Consider the following 19,288-nt stretch of genomic DNA (forward strand, 5'->3'; position numbering starts at 1 on the left):
CGTCAGTTCAGATCCTTGAGCAGCCGTCCGTGGCGGCGCACTTCCGTCAGCAGGCCGCCGAAGGTGCCAAGGCCGCGGCCCTGCAGCATCGGCAGCAGTTTCAGGAAGGCATCGGCAGTGGCGACGGTGTCGCCGATGGCGGTGTGGCGGGCCTCTTCGGGGATGGTGATGCCAAGTCGGTGGGTCAGTGCGTCGAGGCTGTGGGTTTCGTGCTGGCCGAACACGACCGCCGACAGCAGCACCGTGTCGAGGATCGGGTTGTCAAAACGCAGTCCGATGCCGGGTTCGTGGCGGCGCAGGAATTCCATGTCGAAGGGGGCGTTGTGCGCGATCAGCACCGCCCCTTCGGCAAACTTGTGGAAGCGGCGGCCGACATCCTCGATTTCCGGGGCATCGGCAACCATCGCCTCGGTGATGCCGTGCACCTCGGTCGAGCCGGGCGGGATCGGGCGGCGCGGGTTCACCAGGGTGTCGAACACCTCGCCATCGACGCGGCGGCCGTTGACGATGCGGACCGCCGCGATCTGCACGATCTCGTCGCCCTGCCCGGGAAGGAGGCCCGTGGTCTCGGTGTCGAACACCACATAGGTCAGGTCTTCCAGCCGCGCGTCCGCCACCTTGTCGTTGCGCGCCTTCGACAGCAGGTCGAAATCGTAGACCACCGCGCGGGCGATCGGCTTGGGCCGCGGCCCGGTGCGGCGGGCGGCGTGGACCGGCAGGCAGAGCGCATGGCGGTTGCCATCGGATTCGGGCCAGATCTCGGTGGCATGGGTGGCAAGCACCGTGCGCCCGGTGACATCGGACACCGCGGGGTCGAGCGCCGCCTCCAGCCACCGTTCCATGTCGCCCAGCGCCAGCGGCGCGCCTTCCCAGCCCAGCCGCACCATCGCCTCGGTGCCATCCTCGTCGACCCGGAGCGTGAAGCTGCGCGCCAGCCCCTGCCCGGCAATCCGCGCGGCCATGTCGGCCATCAGCGCGATCACCTCGAAGCCGTTGCAGCGCAGCAGCAGCGGCGCGGCCTCGGCGGTGACCCAGAAGCCTTCGACCTCCAGCCTTGCGCGCAGACCGTCGAGCAGGTCGGAGGCGCGGGTCAGCGCCAGCGGCCAGCCTTCGCTGCGCCCCTCTTCGGCGCGGGCGGTCAGGTCGGTCACCGCCAGCGAAAGCCGGGTCACTTCTTCGCGCAATGCCGCATCCATCGCGGGGGGGGCGGTCTCGCCCGGGGGCAGCACGCCCATCAGGGTGGCCAGGTTGGCGGCGGGGCGGCGGATGCGGTCGAACACCTCGGCCAGCAGCGCCTCGCGCCGGGAATGGGCCGCGAGGTCGGCCGTCACGTCGCGCAGCGTCAGGACGTAGCCGGGCTTGGCCCCCCCGTCGCCCGCCAGCAGCCGCATCCGCGCCGCCAACACCCGGGCCTCGCCGCGCGTGGTGCACAGCAGGTCGGACGCGGCATCGGGATCCTCTGCCTCGATCAGCCGCTGGTGCGCGTGGCGGATCGGGCCGTCGTGCAGGTGATCGAACAGCTTGCGGTCAAGCCCGGTCGCCCCGGCCGCCCCCGCCCCCATCAGATCGACCGCCTGCCCGTTGTAGAACACAAGGGAATGATCGCCCGAACACAGCAGCACCCCCACCGGCACGTCAGACAGCAGCGCCTCCAGCCGGGCCTTTTCGGCCGAAAGCCGGGTGGTCTCGCGCGCCACCGATTCCGCCAGGGCATTGCGCACCTCCGACAGGCTCAGCGCGGTGGCCGAGGCGGCGGGGGCAAGATCGCCCAGATAGCGCGCGGTTTCGGCGTCGAACGTGCCGCCGATGTCGGCATGGGCGCGCGCGCGCAGCGAACCGGCCAACTGGACGATCGGCCTGGCGACGTTGACATCGAACAAGAACCACACCCAGGTCACCAGCCCCAGGATGCCGAAGCCCGCGATCATCCCGCCCTGCACGAAGGCGTTCAGCGTCTCGGGCGTGCCAAGGCGGCGGAAGGCCAGCGTCAGCCCCATGGCCAGCGCCGCGATGCCGCCCACCCCCAGCACCGCAAAGAACAGGAACACCCTGAGCCGCAGCCCGAGCCGGGCCAGCATCACAGGTCCTCGCCCAGCAGGCGGCGCACCTCGGCGCGCAGTTCCTTCAGCTCGAACGGTTTCGAGATGAAGCCGTCGGCCCCCAATGCCAGCCCCTTGCGCCGCTCGATCGCAGAGCCGCGCGCCGTCATCATCAGGATCTTCACATCGGCGAGCGCGGGGTCCAGCCGCACCCCCTGGCAGATTTCGTAGCCCGAAACCTCGGGCAGCATGACATCAAGCAGCACCAGGTCGGGATGCGTCGCGCGTATCCGCCCCAGCGCCTCGCCGCCATTGGCGATGCGGTCATGGTCGTAGCCTTCGCGGGTCATCAGATAATCAAGCGCGATGGCGATGTTGTCTTCGTCCTCGACCACCAGAACGCGGTGCCGTCTTCCCCCCTCATCGGCCATTTTATCCCCCCTGGCAGGCCGCCCTCTGCATCTCGTCCTCTTGCCCGACCTCCAGCCACCGGCCACCGGTCAGGGTGCCGTCGGCGGCCAAGGCCGCCCCGTCGATCAGGTCGGCCCGGCGGCCGCCTGCACAATCGAACGCCAGCGGCACGCGCTGCACCGCAGCCCAGCGCTGCACGATCATCGCATCGGCGCGGCGCAGATCGGCATTGGTGGCCGAGGTTGCCATCGCCGTGCGGTCCAGCGCCAGAAAGCGGCTGGAGACCGGGAAAAGGTAGGTCCAGGGCCGGTAGAACACCCGGTCTTCCGGCGCCGAGACGATCACCACATTGTCGGGCAGCGCGCCCGAAACGCGGGGATACCAGCTGTATTCGTTCCATACCGAGAACATCAGCATCCCCGCCCCGATCGCGGCGGGAAGAATGTATTTCGGCAGCCGCCCCCGGCTGAGCCAGCGTATCGCCATCACGATGCCGGCAAGGCCGGCCCCTGCGGCAATGGTGGCGACAAGATCCATCAGCATCGGCGGTCTTTCACGTTCTGGCACCCCGGGCAGAGCCCAGGGAGGATTGCATGGTGCGCACGACCACGAAGGCGTCGCGCAGGTGGGACCGCTCGAAATCCGACAGATCCGAGGGGGCAAGGAAGTTGTCGGGCGCCCGGCCCGACCGGATCAGCCGCGCCTGGTTTTCCAGCCGGACCTGGGCGATCATGTCGTAGGCCTCGATCAGGTCGCGGGCGCCGGAAATGGAGATCACGCCGGCATCCTCGGCCGCCTCCAGCCGGGCGCGGGTGTTGACCGCGACCGACTGGCCGATCAGCGCATAGACCCGGCCAAGGTCGGTGACCGGCACCACCCCGTTGTGCTTGAGGTCGATGTGGTTCTTGTGCTCGCCCGAGCGGATGGTGGCAAAGCCGCGCAGCAGGCCCAGCGGCGGGGTATGCTTCAGCGAATTGGCGATCATGTGCGCCACGAAGATCGAGTTCTTCGCCGCCATTTCGAGCGTTTCGGCCTGAAGATCGTGGAACAGGCCGGTCTTGCCGCCGATCGGGCGCAGGTCGAACATCACGCTGGCCAGCATCTGCGCCATCGGGTCGGGCTTGTGGACCCAGTTCCAGAAATAGTCGCGCCAGACGCGGGCGGGCTGGCACCATTTCGGGTTGGTCGCCATCATGTCGCCGGGGCAATAGACATAGCCGCAGGCGTGCAGCCCGTCCGAGACGAACTTCGCCAGCGCCGCGAAATACACCATGTCGGCTTCGGTCGCGGCATCGTCGAGGATCATGCAGTTGTCCTGATCGGACACGCCGGTCTGTTCCTGCCGCCCCTGCGACCCGCAGGCCAGCCACAGATAGGGCACCGGCGCGGGGCCAAGGTTCTGTTCGCCCAGCGTCAGCAGGCGGCGGGTCACGGTGTCGGAGATGTCGGTGATCAGCCGGGTGACGACCTCGTGCGCGTTGTGGCCGCCGACCAGTTGCACCAGCAGCTTGGGGATGCGGGCGGTGACGGCGGCCAGCCCCGCCACGTCGTCGGCGGTGGCGGCATCGCGCACCAGCTGCGCCGAGCTGACCGCCTGGAACCGCGTCAGGTCGGTCTGGGTGATCATGCCCACCAGCCGCCCGTCCTCGACCACCGGCAGATGGCCGATCCGGCGTTCCAGCATGATGTGCAGGATGTCGGACCCGAGCCCCTGCGGCGTCAGGCTGACGGGGTCGGGCGTCATCACCCCCACCACCGGGCTTGCCGGGTCCAGCCCCACCGCCAGCACCTTGTTGGTCATGTCGCGCGTGGTGACGATGCCGAGGAACATCCCGTCCTCCACCACGCCGAGGCACGACACATGCGCGTCGCGCATCCTGCCCGCCGCCACGCGGATGCTGTCGTCGGGGCCGCAGACCACCGGCTTGCGCGCCATCAGGTCGGCGACCTTCTGCGTCGTCAGATCGGCGATGCGGCCATCGTTGCTGCGGCTGCGGCTGAAGAACCGCTCGAACGAGGGAAAGCCCGCCATCAGGCGGCGGAATTCGGCGGTCGGCAGCAGCAGCAGCACCGAATCCGCGGTCACCCGCGCCGTGGTGGCGGCCACCCCGTCGCGCAGCAGCCCGCGCTCGCCGAAGGAATTGCGCGGCCCCAGCAGAGACACCACGCCGCCCGAAGGTTCCAGCACCTCGACCGCGCCGCTTTTCAGCAGGTAGATGCCCCGCAGCGCGTCGCCCGCGCGATAGACCTCCTCGCCGGTCGCATATTCCCTGCGGCTGAAGGAAGTGGCGACACGCGCCAACTCGTCCTGCGGCAGGCTGTCATAGGGATGCACGGTCTCCAGAAAACCGATGATCACCTTTTGAGTATTGTCCATTGTCACTTTCCTGAAAGGCGGCGCGCCCCCCGGTCGGGGGACGCGCCAGGGTCATTAGTGGGCGCGGGCGGTGCCTGCGCCGCGCGGCACGCGGATCGATTCCACCAGAGCCTGCACATGGGCCGGCGGCGCCTTGGTGACAGCCGACACGATGAAGGCCGCCGCGAAGTTCAGGATGGCGCCGACAGCACCGATCGACAGCGGCGAGATGCCGAAGAAATACTGGTCCGGGGTATCGGGCAGCGTGTTGGTGCCCGGCACGAAGAACCAGCCCTTGAAGGTGAAGATGTAGACCGACGTGAAGATCAGGCCGACCAGCATCCCGGCGATGGCACCTTGCTTGTTCACACGCTTGGAGAAGATCCCCATCATGAGAACCGGGAAGATGGTCGCAGCCGCCAGACCAAAGGCCAGCGCCACAACCTGCGCCGCAAAGCCGGGCGGGTTGAGGCCGAGCCAGGTCGCGATACCGATGGCGAAGGTCATCGAGATCCGCGCCGCCAGCAGTTCGCCCTTTTCCGAGATGTTCGGATTGATCGAACCCTTGATCAGGTCGTGGCTGATGGCGGAAGAAATCGCCAGCAGCAGGCCCGCAGCGGTGGACAGGGCAGCCGCCAGGGCGCCGGCGGCGACCAGGGCGATGACCCAACCCGGCAGGGCAGCGATTTCAGGGTTCGCGAGAACCATCATGTCGTTGTCCAGCTTGGTCACTTCGTTGGCGATCCAGCCACGGTCGGCGATGGATTGCCCGCCGATCATGGTTTCGGCGCGCTTGGCGGCAGCCGCCTCCTGGGCGGTCACCATGGCCAGCTGCAGGGCAGCCAGCGCCGGGTCTTCCGCACCGTTGCGAACGACGGCTTCCGGGGTCGTCAGGTCGGCAGCCGGGACTTCGGCAAGACCTGCGGCAGCGCGGGCATCGACCAGCGCCTTGGTCGTATCGGCAACGGCCTTTTTGGTGGCCGCCAGCGGTGCGTCGTTGAAGTACTGGATCTGACCGTCGCCGTTCAGGTCGGACATGACCAGCAGACCGGTTTTCTCCCAGGTGCGGACCCAGCTCAGATCCGGGTTGCTGTCGATCTCGGCGCGGGTGATCGCCGGGCCGTCCAGCGCGTTGCCGGTTGCGGCCGAGGGCCACATGGTGGTGGTCAGGTTCATCCGGGCCATCGAGCCCACGGCCGGAGCGACCGTGTAGAGCAGCGCGATGAAGACCAGCGCCCAGCCGGCCGAGGACCGCGCGTCAGACACTTTCGGCACGGTGAAGAAGCGGATGATGACGTGCGGCAGACCCGCGGTGCCGATCATCAGCGACATGGTGAACAGGAACATGTTCAGCATGTTGGTGGTCTCGGAGGTGTAGGCGCGGAAGCCGAGTTCGGTCACGACCTGGTCAAGCTTGGCAAGGAAGGCCACGCCCGACGCCTCATGCGTCCCGACCAGGCCCATCTGCGGCATGAACGAGCCGGTCAGTTGCAGCGAGATGAAGATCGCCGGAATGGTGTAGGCGATGATCAGCACGACATACTGCGCCACCTGGGTGTAGGTGATGCCCTTCATGCCGCCCAGCACGGCATAGGCGAACACGATCGCCGCGCCGATATAAAGACCCATGTCGGTCGAGATTTCGAGGAAGCGCCCGAAGGTCACGCCCACACCGCGCATCTGGCCGATAACGTAGGTCACCGAGATGACGATCAGGCAGATCACGGCCAGCAGACGCGCGCCGCCGGAGTAGAAGCGGTCGCCGATGAATTCGGGCACGGTGAACTTGCCGAACTTGCGCAGATAGGGGGCAAGCAGCAGCGCCAGCAGCACATAGCCGCCGGTCCAGCCCATCAGGTAGGCAGACTGTTCATAGCCGCCCGCCGGAGCCAGCGCGATGATGCCCGCCATCGAGATGAACGAGGCGGCCGACATCCAGTCGGCGCCGGTGGCCATGCCGTTCAGAACCGGGTGAACACCCTGGCCTGCGGCATAGAATTCCGCGGTGGTGCCCGCACGGGCCCAGACCGCGATCCCGAGGTAGATGGCAAACGTAAAGCCAACCACAATCAGGTTGAGGGTAAACTGATCCATTGTCCCTGATGCTCCCTTATTCGTCCACGCCGAATTCTTTGTCGAGCTTGTTCATCCGCCAGGCATAGCCGAAGATCAGAACGAGAAAGACGTAGATGGACCCGTTCTGGGCCATCCAGAAGCCAAGGTCGGCGCCGCCGACCATGATGCCTTGCAGCGCGGGGCGCAGAAGGATTCCAAGACCGAATGAACACACAAACCAGACCACCAAGGAAACCAGGATGATCCGGACGTTTGCGGCCCAATAGGCGTTGGACGATTTGTTGTCCGCCATGAGTGCTACTCCCTGCAGTTTTTGCTCCATTCCCGCACCCCTTGTCCGGGGGGTGCGGGTCTCCCCTTATACCGATACCCGGTCCACGATGGCGCCGAGGCCGGCCCGGATGTCTGCGATGGACCCCATCGCGTCGATCCGCTCCAGCACGCCGCGGCCCTCGTAATAGGCGATCAGCGGTGCCGTCTGGGCGTGATAGGCTTTCAGCCGTTCACGCACCGTTTCAGCGTTGTCGTCGGCCCGGCGCTTGAACGCCGTGCCGCCACATTTGTCGCACGTTCCCGCCACGACGGGCTGCTTGAACGTGTCGTGATAGCCCTCGCCACAGGTGGCGCAGGTGGTGCGGCCGGACACGCGGCCCACCATCGCCTCGTCATCGACCTCAAGGCTGATCGCGGCGGTGACCTTCTGCCCGGTCCCGGCAAGCAGCGCGTCAAGCGCCGCCGCCTGCCCGTCGGTGCGCGGGAACCCGTCGAGGATCACGCCGCGCGCCGTGTCGGGCGCCGCCATGCGGTCCTTCAGGATCGCCAGCACGATGTCGTCGCTGACCAGCGCGCCCGCTTCCATCACCGCTTTCGCGGCCTGCCCGGCAGGCGTGCCCGCCGCCACTGCGGCGCGCAACAGGTCACCTGTCGAAAGCTGAACCAGGCCGAAGCCTTCTTCCAGCATCCGGGCCTGCGTGCCCTTTCCTGCCCCCGGCGGCCCGAGCAGGATCAGCACGGCGGGGGGGTTTTGACTTTGCGAATCCACGGATCAGGCCCGGTTCATCCGGTTCTCGATCAGATCCTCGACCACCGACGGATCGGCCAGCGTCGAGGTATCGCCCAGCGCGGCATAGTCGTTCTCGGCGATCTTGCGCAGGATGCGGCGCATGATCTTGCCCGAGCGGGTCTTGGGCAGGCCGGGCGACCACTGGATCAGGTCGGGGCTGGCGATCGGGCCGATCTCGGTGCGGACCCATTTCACCAGATCGCGGCGCAGGTCGTCCGAGGGCTCGACCCCGTTCATCAGCGTGACATAGGCATAGATGCCCTGTCCCTTGATGTCGTGCGGATAGCCGACCACGGCGGCCTCGGCCACGGCCGAGTGCGCCACCAGCGCCGATTCAACCTCGGCCGTGCCCATGCGGTGACCCGAGACGTTGATCACGTCATCGACCCGGCCGGTGATCCAGTAATAGCCGTCGGCATCGCGGCGGCAGCCGTCGCCGGTGAAGTAATAGCCGCGATACTGGCTGAAATACGCCTCCTCGAACCGCTCGTGGTCGCCCCAGAGCGTGCGCATCTGCCCCGGCCAGCTGTCGGCGATGCACAGCACGCCTTCGGTTTCGGTGGCTTCCTGCACATGCGCCGTCGCCGGGTCGAGGATGACCGGCGTCACCCCGAAGAACGGCTTCGTCGCCGACCCCGGCTTTTGCGGAATGGCGCCCGGCAGCGGCGTGATCAGGTGGCCGCCGGTCTCGGTCTGCCAGAAGGTGTCGACGATCGGGCAATTGCCCTTGCCGACATGGGTGTTGTACCAGTTCCACGCCTCGGGGTTGATCGGCTCGCCGACCGAGCCCAGCAGTTTCAGGCTGCTCAGGTCGTGCTTTTCCACCCATTGCGCGCCCATGCCCATCAGGCTGCGGATCGCGGTCGGGGCGGTGTAGAACTGGGTGACCTTGTGCTTGGCGCACACTTCCCAGAAGCGGCCCGCGTCGGGATAGGTCGGCACGCCCTCGAACATCACGGTGGTGGCGCCGTTCGCCAGCGGGCCGTAGATGATGTAGCTGTGCCCGGTGACCCAGCCCACGTCCGCCGTGCACCAGAACACGTCGCCGTCGTGATAGTCGAAGGTCATCTGATGCGTCATCGCGGCATAGACCAGATAGCCGCCCGAGGTGTGCACCACCCCCTTCGGCTTGCCGGTCGATCCCGAGGTGTAGAGGATGAACAGCGGGTCTTCAGCGTTCATCTCGACATAGGCGCAATATGGCGCGGCTTCGGCCATCTCGGCCTTCACGTCGATGTCGCGCTCGGGCAGCCACGACAGCTGGTCGCCGGTGTGCCGGACCACCATGCACTTCACATGGTCGTTGCAGTGCAGCAGGGCCGCGTCGGCATTGGCCTTCAGCGGCGTCTTGCGGCCGCCGCGCGGCGCATAGTCGGCGGTGATCACGATGCGCGCCTGCGAGTCGTTGATCCGGTTGGCCAGCGCATCGGGAGAGAAGCCGGCGAACACGATGGAATGGATCGCCCCGATCCGGGCGCAGGCCAGCATGGCGTAGGCGGCCTCGGGAATCATCGGCAGGTAAAGCACGACGCGGTCACCCTTGCGCACGCCATGCGCCTTGAGCACGTTGGCCATGCGGCAGGTGTTTTCCAGCAGTTCGGCATAGGTGATGTGCAGCGTCGGGGTGGCCGGGTTGTCGGGCTCCCAGATGATCGCGGTCTGGCTGCCGCGCCGCGCCACATGCCGGTCGATGCAGTTGGACGAGACGTTCAGCGTGCCGTCCTCGAACCACTTGATCGACACCTGACCCAGCGTGAAGTCGGTGTTCTTGACCTTGGTATAGTCCTGAATCCAGTCAAGCCGCTTGCCCTGCTCGGCCCAGAAGGCCACGGGGTCCGCGACCGAGTTGGCATACATCTTGTTGTAGGCCGCCGCATCGACATGCGCGTTGCTCACGAAATCGGCAGACGCCTCATGGACGCCCTGCGCCACGACTTGATCCGACATGACAGTTCTCCCTCTCACCGGCACCATTGGCGCCATGCATACGACCCCGCGCCGGACGCGTGAGTCATTTCATCCCTGAAGCCATCATAGCGCATGTGTCAATTTTTTCGTAAGCCTTTTTATTGACTGCATTTTTCTGTCAATTCGTTTACTGGCATCACGTCAATGCTGTAAATATTGCCGAATACGGCCAAAATTAGACATTAAATTTCAAGCCCATAGGCCTTCACAAACCGGTGAGGTTGCGGGCATCTCCGGCAACAAACCGCGCGCCGGGCGCCCGGTCCGGGAAATGACGCAACGTCACGCGGAACCCGCGCAGGGCCGCCGCGGGTTGGTTCTGACGCGGTTGATTCGGGTTGCGGCTCAGGCCGGGGGCGTGGCGCGCAGCACGTCCCGCACCCCCGCCACGTCGGGCAGGTAGCGCACATGCGGCTCGCGCACCCCGGCCGCCAGCAGCACGCGGCGCAGTTCGGAATTGGTGCCCACCAGGAACAGCTGCCCGCCCTGCCGGTGGCACTTGCGCCCCAGCAGTTCGAACGACCGCGCGCCCGAGCTGTCGATGAACGGCACGTCCGAGAAATCGACCACAAAGGCACGCGGATGGTCGGCGATCCGGTCCAGCACCGAGCCAAGCTGGGCGGCGGCGCCAAAGAAGAACGGCCCGCTCAGGTGATAGACTACCATGTTCTTGTCGCTGGCCGCAGTCGGGTCATAGCGGCCTTCGGTTTCGGGCGACCGGCGCACCACCGTCGCATCCGACATGCGGCGGATGAACACCAGCCCGCCCAGCGCAAAGCCCACGATGATGCCTTCGGTCAGGTCGCGGAACACCACCAGCAGCAGCGTCACGATCACCACCATCGCATCGCCGCGCGAAGACCGGATCAGCGCCCAGAGCTCCTCCTTCTCGGCCATGTTCCAGGCGACGACCGCCAGCACCCCGGCCAGCGCCGCCAGCGGGATGTAGGCCGCCAGCGGTGCCGCCACCAGCATGAAGGCCAGGATGAACAGTGCGTGCAGCATTCCCGAAACCGGCCCGCGCGACCCGGCGCGCACGTTGGTCGCGGTGCGCGCGATGGTGCCCGTGACGCAGAAGCCGCCAAAGACCGCCGACCCCATGTTGGCGACCCCCTGCCCGATCAGCTCGGCGTTGGACCGGTGCTGCCGCCCAGTCATTCCGTCGGCCACCACCGCCGACAGAAGCGACTCAATCGCCCCCAGCAGCGTGAAGGTCAGCGCCCAGGGCAGCGCCGCCATCAGCGTCTCGGCATTGATCACCGGCAGCGCGGGCGCGGGCAGCACGCGCGGCAACTCGCCGAACTTGGTGCCGATGGTCTGCACAGGCAGGTCAAGCAGCGCCACCGCCAGCCCGGTCGCGATCACCGCGATCAGCATCCCCGGCCATTGCGGCCTGAACTTCTTCATTCCCACGATGGTGGCAATCGTCACAAACGCCACGCCCACCGCCGCAGGCGTCAGCGTTTCCCGCGCCGCCCACAGCGTTTCGACCTTGGCTATGATCTCGCCCGGCTCCTGCCCGTCAACCGACAGCCCCAGCAGATCCTTGATCTGGCTGGCAAAGATGATCACCGCGATGCCCGTCGTGAAGCCGACCGTCACCGGATAGGGGATGAAGCGGATATAGGTGCCCAGCCGCAGCGCCCCCGTGATCATCAGCAGGATGCCCGAAAGAAACGTGGCCAGCATCAGCCCGTCGATCCCGGTCGCGGTGACGCAGGCCGAGACCAGCACGATGAACGCCCCGGCCGGCCCGCCGACCTGAAAGCGGCTGCCGCTCAGCAAGGAAACCAGAAAGCCGCCGACGATGGCGGTGTACAACCCGCGTTCGGGGCCGACCCCGCTGGCAATCGCGATCGCCATGGACAGGGGTAGCGCCACGATCGCCACCGTCAGCCCGGCAATCGCGTCGTCGCGCAACTCGCGCAGGCCATACCCCTCTCGCAACACGGTAAAAATCTTGGGCAGGAACTGTTCCGTAAAAGTCGGGGCACGACTTGAGTCTGGCATGAGTCACCTGCTGGGATTAGATTGCCGCAGCAAAGCGCCCCCATCACGCGGCTGTCAATCACCCCTGCAAGGCAATTCATGCAACAGCGCCCCGACCCCGTGGCCCCCGCCGACCCCGAGTCCCGCGCACAGGCGCTGGCGCTTCTGGCGCAGGCCCGCCATGCAGCACTTGCGGTGATCGACCCCGACGGCGCCCCCGGCATCAGCCGCATCGCGCTCGGGCTTTGCCCGGACGGGCTGCCGCTGACGCTGATATCGGCCCTTGCCCCCCATACGGCGGCGCTGCGGGCCCGGCCGGTCGCGGCGCTGATGGTCGGGGACCCCGGACCCAAGGGCGACCCGCTGACCAGCCCGCGCCTGATGGTCCGCGTGACCGCGACCTTCCTCGACCGCGCGGCACCCGGCCACGCCGCCCTGCGCGACCACTGGCTGTCGGGCCACCCCAAGGCAAGGCTTTACGTCGATTTCGCCGATTTCGCCTTTGTCCGCCTCACGCCCCTGTCGGCGCTGCTGAACGGCGGCTTCGGCCGCGCCTTCCGGCTGACGCCCGACGATCTCTGCCCCTGATGCGAAAAGGGGCGGCCCCGCAAGGCCGCCCCCCTTTCCTGCCTTGGCCGACGGTTACACCGGGTTGTCGCAGCGCAGCGTGACATGCACCATCCCCTTGACCGCCGACGGCCAGCGCAGGTTCACCATGCCCTTCCCCGGCCCCTGTTCGACCTGAACAAAGGGCGTGATCGTCTGCGCCACGTTCGCGGCGCTGGTGATCGCACCTTCCGCCACGACCGAGCGCACATTGCGCGCCCAGGCCCCGAACGGCATGAAGGCCGATCCGTCAACCACCCAGGTGTCGGCGGCGGTGTTCTGGGTATGCTCGATCGTCACCGGGCTGACCGTGCCCTGCTCCACCGCGTTGAACGAATTGGTATCGACCAGCACGTTGCGGAAGCGGCCGTAGTCCAGCGTGGCAAAGCTGGTATCGACCTTTTCCACCCGGTCGATCGTGGCGTTGTAGACGCGGAAGCTGTTGCCGACGATGCTCATGCCGCTGATGAAATGCCCCGGACCGTAGGGCGTGATCACGATCCAGCGGAAGCTGGGCGCCACGTTCGAGGCGATGAAGATGTTGGTGTTGATGTTCAGCCCGCCAAAGGAAAACTCGTTGAAGAACTCGGGCGACTGGTCGTGCTCGTTGGTCCATTCGATGAAGCAGTTGTCGACATAGTTGCCCGACACGATCGAGCTGACATTGGTCTGGGTGAACACCAGCCCCGCCCGGCGCAGCCCCGCCGCACTGTCGTCGCCCTGAAAGAAGTGGTTCCCCAGGATCATGTGGCCCGACCCCTTCAGCACCGCGAAATGGGCAAAGCGCACGATGCGGTTGTTGCGGATCTTGGTGTCGTTGCTGTTGACGTTCAGCGCGACGGTGGTGCGGTCCTGCGCCACGACCCCCTGTTCGTTCGACAGGAACTGGCACTGGTCCAGCAGCAGGCCCTGACAGCCCGCGCCGGTCGAGGTCATGCCGCGGTCCTTGGGCAGGTTCACCACGCAGTCGGCCATGCGGAACACCGACCCGGCCGGCGCCAGCATGATGCCCGAGGCGCGCCCGTTGCACTGGAACTCGATATCGGTGATCTCGAACTTGCTCAGCGCGCTGAAACCGCTGAAATCCAGGATGTAGCGGTAGCGGGTGAAGCTGAAGTTGCGCGTGCCCGCGGCGCCCCACAGGGGCTGGCTCAGCTCGACGGTCCCCGCGCCGATGTTCTTCGACCGCACATAGACCTCGCGCCCGACGCCGGTGCCGGTGATGCGCGAGCCGACCTCGATGTTCGCCACGTTGGCGACCCCGGTCAGCCGCCCCGGATCGGCGACGCTGTAGGTCGCGACCGAGGTCGTGGTGGCACTGTCCCAGGCGCTGCCGGTCAGCGCGTTGAACTGGCCGTTGGTCAGCAGGCGGCGCTGCGCGAACGAGGCCAGCCCACAGACCGCCGCCACGTCAATCGGCTCGGCCAGGTCGATGCGCCGCCCGCTCAGGTCCAGCGTGACATGGTCGGTGAAGTAGAACAGCGCCTGAAGCGCCTTGCGGAACCCGGCGATCTCGGACCCGAAGGCGGCGGCATAGGTGTCCAGATCGTAGTTGCGCGTGCAGGCAAGCCGCATCGCCGCAGGCATCGTCACCGTGCCCTCGAACCGGACCCGGCTTTCGAACGTCATGTGGCTGCCAAGGTAGTAGCTGCCCGCCGAAACCAGCACCATCCGCCCCGCCGCCGCCGCATCCGCCGCAGCAAAGGCCGCGGTGTCATCGGTGACACCATCGCCCACCGCGCCATAGTCGCGCACATCGACCCAGTCCATCATCTTGCGATGGAACACGTCGGTCACATCCTCGATCACGATGTCGTCGATCCGCACCACGCCGCCGGTGGCCCCCGTCAGGTCCAGCCCCAGGTGGCCATAGACCGGCACCGTGCCCCAGACCATGTCGACGCCCTGCCGGTTGCCGCCGCCGATGATCGCCTGAACCGTCACCACCGCGCCATAGGAGGTCAGCGCGACAGACGGCCCCTGCTGGACCGCCGCCGCGACATTGCCGCCGGTGACGGACCCGGCCCAGCCCGCGATCCGCACCGACGGCAGGTTGCCCGCCAGCGCCTTGACGCGCGCGGTGACCCGCAGATACATGCCGGGCTGCATCGGGATCTGCGCGAAACAGCGCAGCTTCTGGGTGGATTCGGTCTTCTGCAGTTCCAGACAGCCGCCGAAATCCTGATCGGCCGGGACATAGGCCGCATTCGGCTGCCCCGCCCAGGAGCCGGAACCCGGCGTGCCATCCTCGCGCGACCACAGGTTCAGCCCCGCCGAAAACGGCGGCGGCATCAGCACCAGCCCGTCGGTAATCGCCTTGTTCATTCGGTAAACCCTCGCCTCGTTCCGCCAACCCGGCGCCGTGACGCCGCGGTGAGGCCAAAGGATTACCAACGAACGGTTAATGCGCCCTGTGACCGGCGCGCGCTGCCCGCGCGGGAAAAATTTTGCAGCAAAATTTTTGGCCCCGGATGCCGGGCGCGGCACCCTTGCCCGCGGGCGGATGCCTTCGGCGAGGGTATTTGGGCCAAGAAGAAACCCCCGGGATCAGGCCCCCACGCCGGTGTGCGGCAGAAGCTGCACGGCGTTGATCTGCCAGCCCTCGGGGGTCTCGACCATCTGGTAGTCGAGCATGTGGATCCGCCCGCCCTGATCCCTGACCATCACCCGCTGCCACAGCCCGCCCGCCACGCGGCGCAGTTCCAGCATCTTCACGTCGGCCGGGCGCCACACCATCGGATAGCCGCGCTTCACCATGGTGCCGAAGTTCTCGGCATTCCGGAAGATGTCCCTGACGCCGGGCGAGGCGAAGGTGAAGGCGCGGGAAAAGTCGTCGGCCAGGAAGGCCGCGATCTGGCCGTTGATCGTGGCCTCGATGCCGCTGTTGCGCGGCTCGTCGGCGCTGGGCGGCGTGGCGAGCGAGGCGGCAAGAAGCAGTCCGTAAACGGCATGACGCATGATACGACCTCCGGTTCGCGTCCCCTTAGAGCAGAGGGTAGGGCGAACCGGGCCCTGGTCAAGCGGCTTGCCGGGGCGGGATCAGGCCGCCGCCGGCGCCAGTGACCCCGCCAGCCCCCGGTCGATCAGCGCGATAGTTTCCTGTACGCCGTAAAGAGCGATGAACCCGCCGAAGCGCGGCCCTTCCGAGGCACCCAGCAGCACCTCGTAGAGAGCCTTGAACCAGTCGCGCAGCGGGGCGAAGCCATGCTCGTTGCCGACCGCGAACACCATGGTCTGCAGGGCGTCGGCATCCGCGCCGCCCTCCCACACGGCCAGCCTTGCCCGCAGTTCGGCCATCGCCGCCGCCTCGCGGGCATCGGCCAGACGGAACGCCCGGGTCGGGGCCACGAAGTCGCGGAAATAGCGCACGGCAAATTCGGCCGCCGCGTCCAGGTCGGGGTGGGTTTCGGGCGAGGCATCGGGCGCGTAACGCTTGATGAAGCCCCAGAGCCCGGCCTTGTCGGTCGCCGCCGACACGGACGCCAGGTTCAGCAGCATCGCGAAGCTGACCACCATGTGCGACGCAGGGGGCTGGCCATGGTGGATGTGCCAGACCGGGTTGTTCACCTGCGCCTCGACATCCTGGCCCGGGTAGGCGCGCAACTGCTGGTGATATTCGTCAACCGCCTTGGGGATCACGTCGAAATGCATCCGCTTGGCGGTCTTGGGCTTGAGATACATGAAATAGCTCAGGCTTTCCGTGGCGGCATAGGTCAGCCACTCGTCGATCGTCAGCCCGTTGCCCTTGGATTTGGAGATCTTCTGCCCGGTCTCGTCAAGGAACAGCTCATAGCTGAAATGCTCGGGCTTGCGCCCGCCCAGCACCTCGCAGATGCCGTCGTAGATCGGGGTGTTGGTGCTGTGGTCCTTGCCGTACATCTCGAAATCGACATCCAGCGCCGCCCAGCGCGCGCCGAAATCGGGCTTCCATTGCAGCTTCACGTTGCCGCCGGTCACCGGCAGGGTGCAGTCGCGGCCATCCTCGCCCTCGAAGGTGATGGTGCCGTCCTTGGCATTCACCTCCTTCATCGGCACGTAAAGCACCCGCCCCGACAAGGGCGAGATCGGCAGGAAGCAGGAATAGGTCTGCTGCCGCTCCTCGCGCAACGACGCCAGCATGATCTCCATGATCGCGTCATAGCGTTCGCAGGCCAGCCGCAGCGTCGCGTCGAACCGGCCCGAGCGGTAGAAGTCGGTGGCGCTGATGAATTCGTATTCAAAGCCGAAGGTGTCGAGAAACCGCCGCAGCATGGCGTTGTTGTGCGCGCCGAAGCTTTCGTATTGCCCGAACGGGTCGGGCACCGAGGTCAGCGGCTTCTGGCGGTGCCCTTCCAGCATCTCGGGCTGCGGCACGTTGTCGGGGATCTTGCGCATCCCGTCCAGATCGTCGGAAAAGCAGATCAGCCGCGTCGGGATGTCCGAGATCACCTCGAACGCCCGGCGGATCATCGTGGTGCGCGCCACCTCGCCGAAGGTGCCGATATGGGGCAGGCCGCTTGGCCCGTAGCCGGTCTCGAACAGAACGTGGCCCTTCGCCGGCGCCTTCTTTTCATAACGCTTGGCAATGCGCCGGGCCTCCTCGAACGGCCAGGCTTTCGATTTCAGTGCAGCGTCACGAAGAGCGGACATCAGCGCATACCCCATCCGCGCACCGGCCCCGTGCCGCTGCGCCCCCGTCCTCTATTGCCGTGCGCCCCCCCCGTCAATATTCTGCACCTCGGCAGGCGCGTCCAAAGCCGGATGCGTTTCCCGCCACATGTGTGCAAAGGATGACCCAAGTGCCCGAAACGCCCGCCTCGCTGTCACCGCAGGATGCCCTTGTCGCGATCATGATCGCGGTCTCCGCGTCAGACGAAACCATCCGCACCTCGGAACTGGTGGCGATCCAGCGCATCGTGAACCACCAGCCGATCTTCGCCGATTACGACGACGACCGCATCCGCCAGATCGCCCAGACCGTGTTCGACCTGTTCGAGGAGGAGGACGGGCTCGACGCCCTGTTCGGCCTGATCCGCGACGGCCTCCCCGAGAGGTTCAACGAAACCGCCTATGCGCTGGCCTGCGACGTGGTGGCGGCCGACGGCAAGCTGCGCGACACCGAGCTGCGGATGCTGGAGGAGATCCGGCACGAGCTGAATGTCGACCGACTGCACGCCGCCGCCATCGAATGGGGCGCCCGCGCCCGGCACCTCCGCCTCTAGGCGATGTAAAGCCCGGCCCAGCGGTCCAGCAGCCGCGCCTGCAACTGCCGGGCGCGGCGGGTCCAGTCCTCGCCGCCGGGGGGCTGCTCGCGTTCGGCAAGGTCCAGCCGCCCGCGCCGCGCCAGATCGCTGGCAAAGACCGCAAACGCCAGTTCGCGCCCGGCCTTCGGCACCATGTAGCCCGCCAGCCCCGAGACGAAGTTCAGCGTTCCGGTCTTGGCCAGCACCCGCACCGGATGGCCCTCGATCACCCTGCCCTGGGCGTCGCGCATCCCGAAATCGCGCAGCACGCCATGCAGTTGCGGCCCCGCCGCCCCGTTGCGCCCCGCCACCAGCGCCGCCACCATGTCGGCCTGCGCGATGCGCGACCCCGCCCCCAGGCCGGAATGATCGACAAACCGCGCCCGCAGCCCGTAGCGTTCCGCCGCCCATGCCGCCATCTGCCCGGCCGATCCCTCCAACGTCCGCGCGCCCGAGGCGGTCAGCCCCACCACCTCGGCGGTCAGGTTGGTCGAGAACCGCAAGAGATCGCGCAGCATCGGCGTCAGATCGGCGCTCTGCCGTTCCACCAGCACCCGGCCCTCGGGCAGCACCCGCACGAACCCGGCCACCGGCAGCTTCACCCCCTGCGCCAGCGCCAGCGTCTGGAACACCTCGGCGGCATAGACATCGGGGTGCCGCACCGGCATCCAGCGGCTGCCGCCCTGCCCCAGCGCCGCCTGCGCCACCGTCCAGTTGTCGGCGGAATCGCCCTGCTGATAGGTGAACAGCGGCACCGAGCGGTTCACCACCTGCATCCGCGACATCGACACCCGCGGCACGAAACGTTCGGCCCGGGCATCCATCGCCACGTCATAGCCGCCGCCCGCCCGCTTCCACTCGAAATGCACCCGGTTGTAATTCAGGTTCAGCCCCGAAATGCCGGGGTTGTAGCCGACATGGTCGGGCTGTCCCGGGTCGATGCGGGAAACGGCCGGCAAGGCCCCGCCAAAGGCCAGATAACGCCCTGCCACCTCACGCACCCCCAGCGCCGCCAGCGCCTCCGCCATGTCGCCCAGAACATCGGTCGACAGCGTCGGATCGCCCGACCCCACCAGCACCAGATCGCCCTCGATCCGCCCACCCACCAGCGGCCCGGTCGCCAGCAGCCGCGTGGCAAAGCGGTGCCCCGCCCCCAGCCGCTCCAGCGCATACAGCGCGGTGATCGCCTTCAGCGTGCTGGCCGGCGGCCGCGCCAGCCGCGCGCCGATGCTTTCCAGCACCTCGCCGGTCGCGGCATCGGCCACCACGAACCCCACCGCCCCGCCCAGCTTTGCCGCCTCGATCAGCGCCGCGGCGGGCTTCGGCACCGGCGCCCGCAGGGTGGCCCCGCGCGGCATCGGGAACAGCGAGGTCAACGGCGCCTCTGCCGCCGCAGGCACCGCCACGCCCGCCAGCAGCGCCCCCAGCAGCCATCGCCGCGAAATCATCTGTGCGTTCCCGCTCATTCCCCCACCTAACCGCGCACCCTGTCCCAAGACAAGTCACAGGTCTGCAACCACGCCCTGCCTGCGGTTTGTTCTTGGAAAAAATACCCGCC

General features: G+C 67.2%; 15 protein-coding genes. 2 read left to right on the plus strand and 13 right to left on the minus strand.

Translation table 11 applies throughout. The features are described from left to right. Positions 1-2 precede the first annotated feature (2 nt). The 9 genes from RNZ50_17970 to RNZ50_18010 all read right to left on the minus strand — a co-directional run bounded on the left by RNZ50_17970 (position 3) and on the right by RNZ50_18010 (position 11,923). Positions 3-2,078, minus strand: coding sequence for an exonuclease domain-containing protein (locus RNZ50_17970; protein ID MDT8856884.1), 2,076 nt, complete (start codon positions 2,076-2,078; stop codon positions 3-5). After that, positions 2,078-2,470: a response regulator gene (locus tag RNZ50_17975; protein MDT8856885.1), complete on the minus strand. Its 393-nt coding sequence runs from the start codon at positions 2,468-2,470 to the stop codon at positions 2,078-2,080. Before RNZ50_17975 ends, RNZ50_17970 begins: the two co-directional genes overlap by 1 nt. Position 2,471: 1 nt before the next feature. Beyond that, positions 2,472-2,993, minus strand: coding sequence for a hypothetical protein (locus RNZ50_17980; protein MDT8856886.1), 522 nt, complete (start codon positions 2,991-2,993; stop codon positions 2,472-2,474). Positions 2,994-3,003: 10 nt separating this feature from the next. Next, the gene (locus RNZ50_17985) at positions 3,004-4,827 is read right to left on the minus strand and encodes a DUF294 nucleotidyltransferase-like domain-containing protein (protein MDT8856887.1); all 1,824 of its coding nucleotides are present in this window, start codon (positions 4,825-4,827) and stop codon (positions 3,004-3,006) included. A gap of 54 nt (positions 4,828-4,881) precedes the next feature. Continuing rightward, positions 4,882-6,900: a sodium:solute symporter family protein gene (locus tag RNZ50_17990; GenBank protein ID MDT8856888.1), complete on the minus strand. Its 2,019-nt coding sequence runs from the start codon at positions 6,898-6,900 to the stop codon at positions 4,882-4,884. A gap of 16 nt (positions 6,901-6,916) precedes the next feature. Continuing rightward, positions 6,917-7,174, minus strand: coding sequence for a DUF4212 domain-containing protein (locus RNZ50_17995; protein MDT8856889.1), 258 nt, complete (start codon positions 7,172-7,174; stop codon positions 6,917-6,919). Positions 7,175-7,240: 66 nt separating this feature from the next. Continuing rightward, positions 7,241-7,894, minus strand: coding sequence for an adenylate kinase (locus RNZ50_18000; GenBank protein ID MDT8856890.1), 654 nt, complete (start codon positions 7,892-7,894; stop codon positions 7,241-7,243). Positions 7,895-7,927: 33 nt separating this feature from the next. After that, positions 7,928-9,892: an acetate--CoA ligase gene (acs, locus tag RNZ50_18005; protein ID MDT8856891.1), complete on the minus strand. Its 1,965-nt coding sequence runs from the start codon at positions 9,890-9,892 to the stop codon at positions 7,928-7,930. Positions 9,893-10,258: 366 nt separating this feature from the next. Further along, positions 10,259-11,923 carry a SulP family inorganic anion transporter gene (locus RNZ50_18010; GenBank protein MDT8856892.1) on the minus strand — a complete coding sequence of 555 codons (1,665 nt, stop codon included), beginning with the start codon at positions 11,921-11,923 and terminating at the stop codon, positions 10,259-10,261. A 78-nt stretch (positions 11,924-12,001) separates the two neighbouring features. Here RNZ50_18010 and RNZ50_18015 point away from each other — a divergent pair, with 78 nt between their 5' ends. After that, on the plus strand, positions 12,002-12,490 hold the full coding sequence (locus RNZ50_18015; protein MDT8856893.1) for a pyridoxamine 5'-phosphate oxidase family protein: 489 nt from the start codon (positions 12,002-12,004) through the stop codon (positions 12,488-12,490). Between the two features lie 54 nt (positions 12,491-12,544). On the opposite strand, the gene RNZ50_18020 is transcribed toward RNZ50_18015, so the two are convergent. The 3 genes from RNZ50_18020 to RNZ50_18030 form a co-directional block, all read right to left on the minus strand. After that, entirely contained in the window at positions 12,545-14,833 is a 2,289-nt protein-coding gene (locus RNZ50_18020; protein MDT8856894.1) for a glycosyl hydrolase family 28-related protein, read from the minus strand. Between the two features lie 222 nt (positions 14,834-15,055). Beyond that, positions 15,056-15,466: a DUF4864 domain-containing protein gene (locus RNZ50_18025; GenBank protein ID MDT8856895.1), complete on the minus strand. Its 411-nt coding sequence runs from the start codon at positions 15,464-15,466 to the stop codon at positions 15,056-15,058. An 81-nt stretch (positions 15,467-15,547) separates the two neighbouring features. Then, a complete protein-coding gene (locus RNZ50_18030) occupies positions 15,548-17,137 on the minus strand; it encodes a lysine--tRNA ligase (GenBank protein ID MDT8856896.1) in 1,590 nt (529 codons plus the stop codon). A gap of 140 nt (positions 17,138-17,277) precedes the next feature. Between RNZ50_18030 and RNZ50_18035 the strand changes: the two genes are divergently transcribed. Continuing rightward, a complete protein-coding gene (locus tag RNZ50_18035; GenBank protein ID MDT8856897.1) occupies positions 17,278-17,709 on the plus strand; it encodes a tellurite resistance TerB family protein in 432 nt (143 codons plus the stop codon). Here the strand turns inward: RNZ50_18035 and dacB are convergent. After that, complete coding sequence (dacB, locus tag RNZ50_18040) at positions 17,706-19,196, minus strand: D-alanyl-D-alanine carboxypeptidase/D-alanyl-D-alanine-endopeptidase (GenBank protein ID MDT8856898.1); 1,491 nt, start codon at positions 19,194-19,196, stop codon at positions 17,706-17,708. The genes RNZ50_18035 and dacB overlap by 4 nt on opposite strands. Between the last annotated feature and the right edge of the window lie 92 nt (positions 19,197-19,288).

It is taken from the genome of Paracoccaceae bacterium Fryx2 (assembly GCA_032334235.1).
Lineage (GTDB): Bacteria > Pseudomonadota > Alphaproteobacteria > Rhodobacterales > Rhodobacteraceae > JAVSGI01.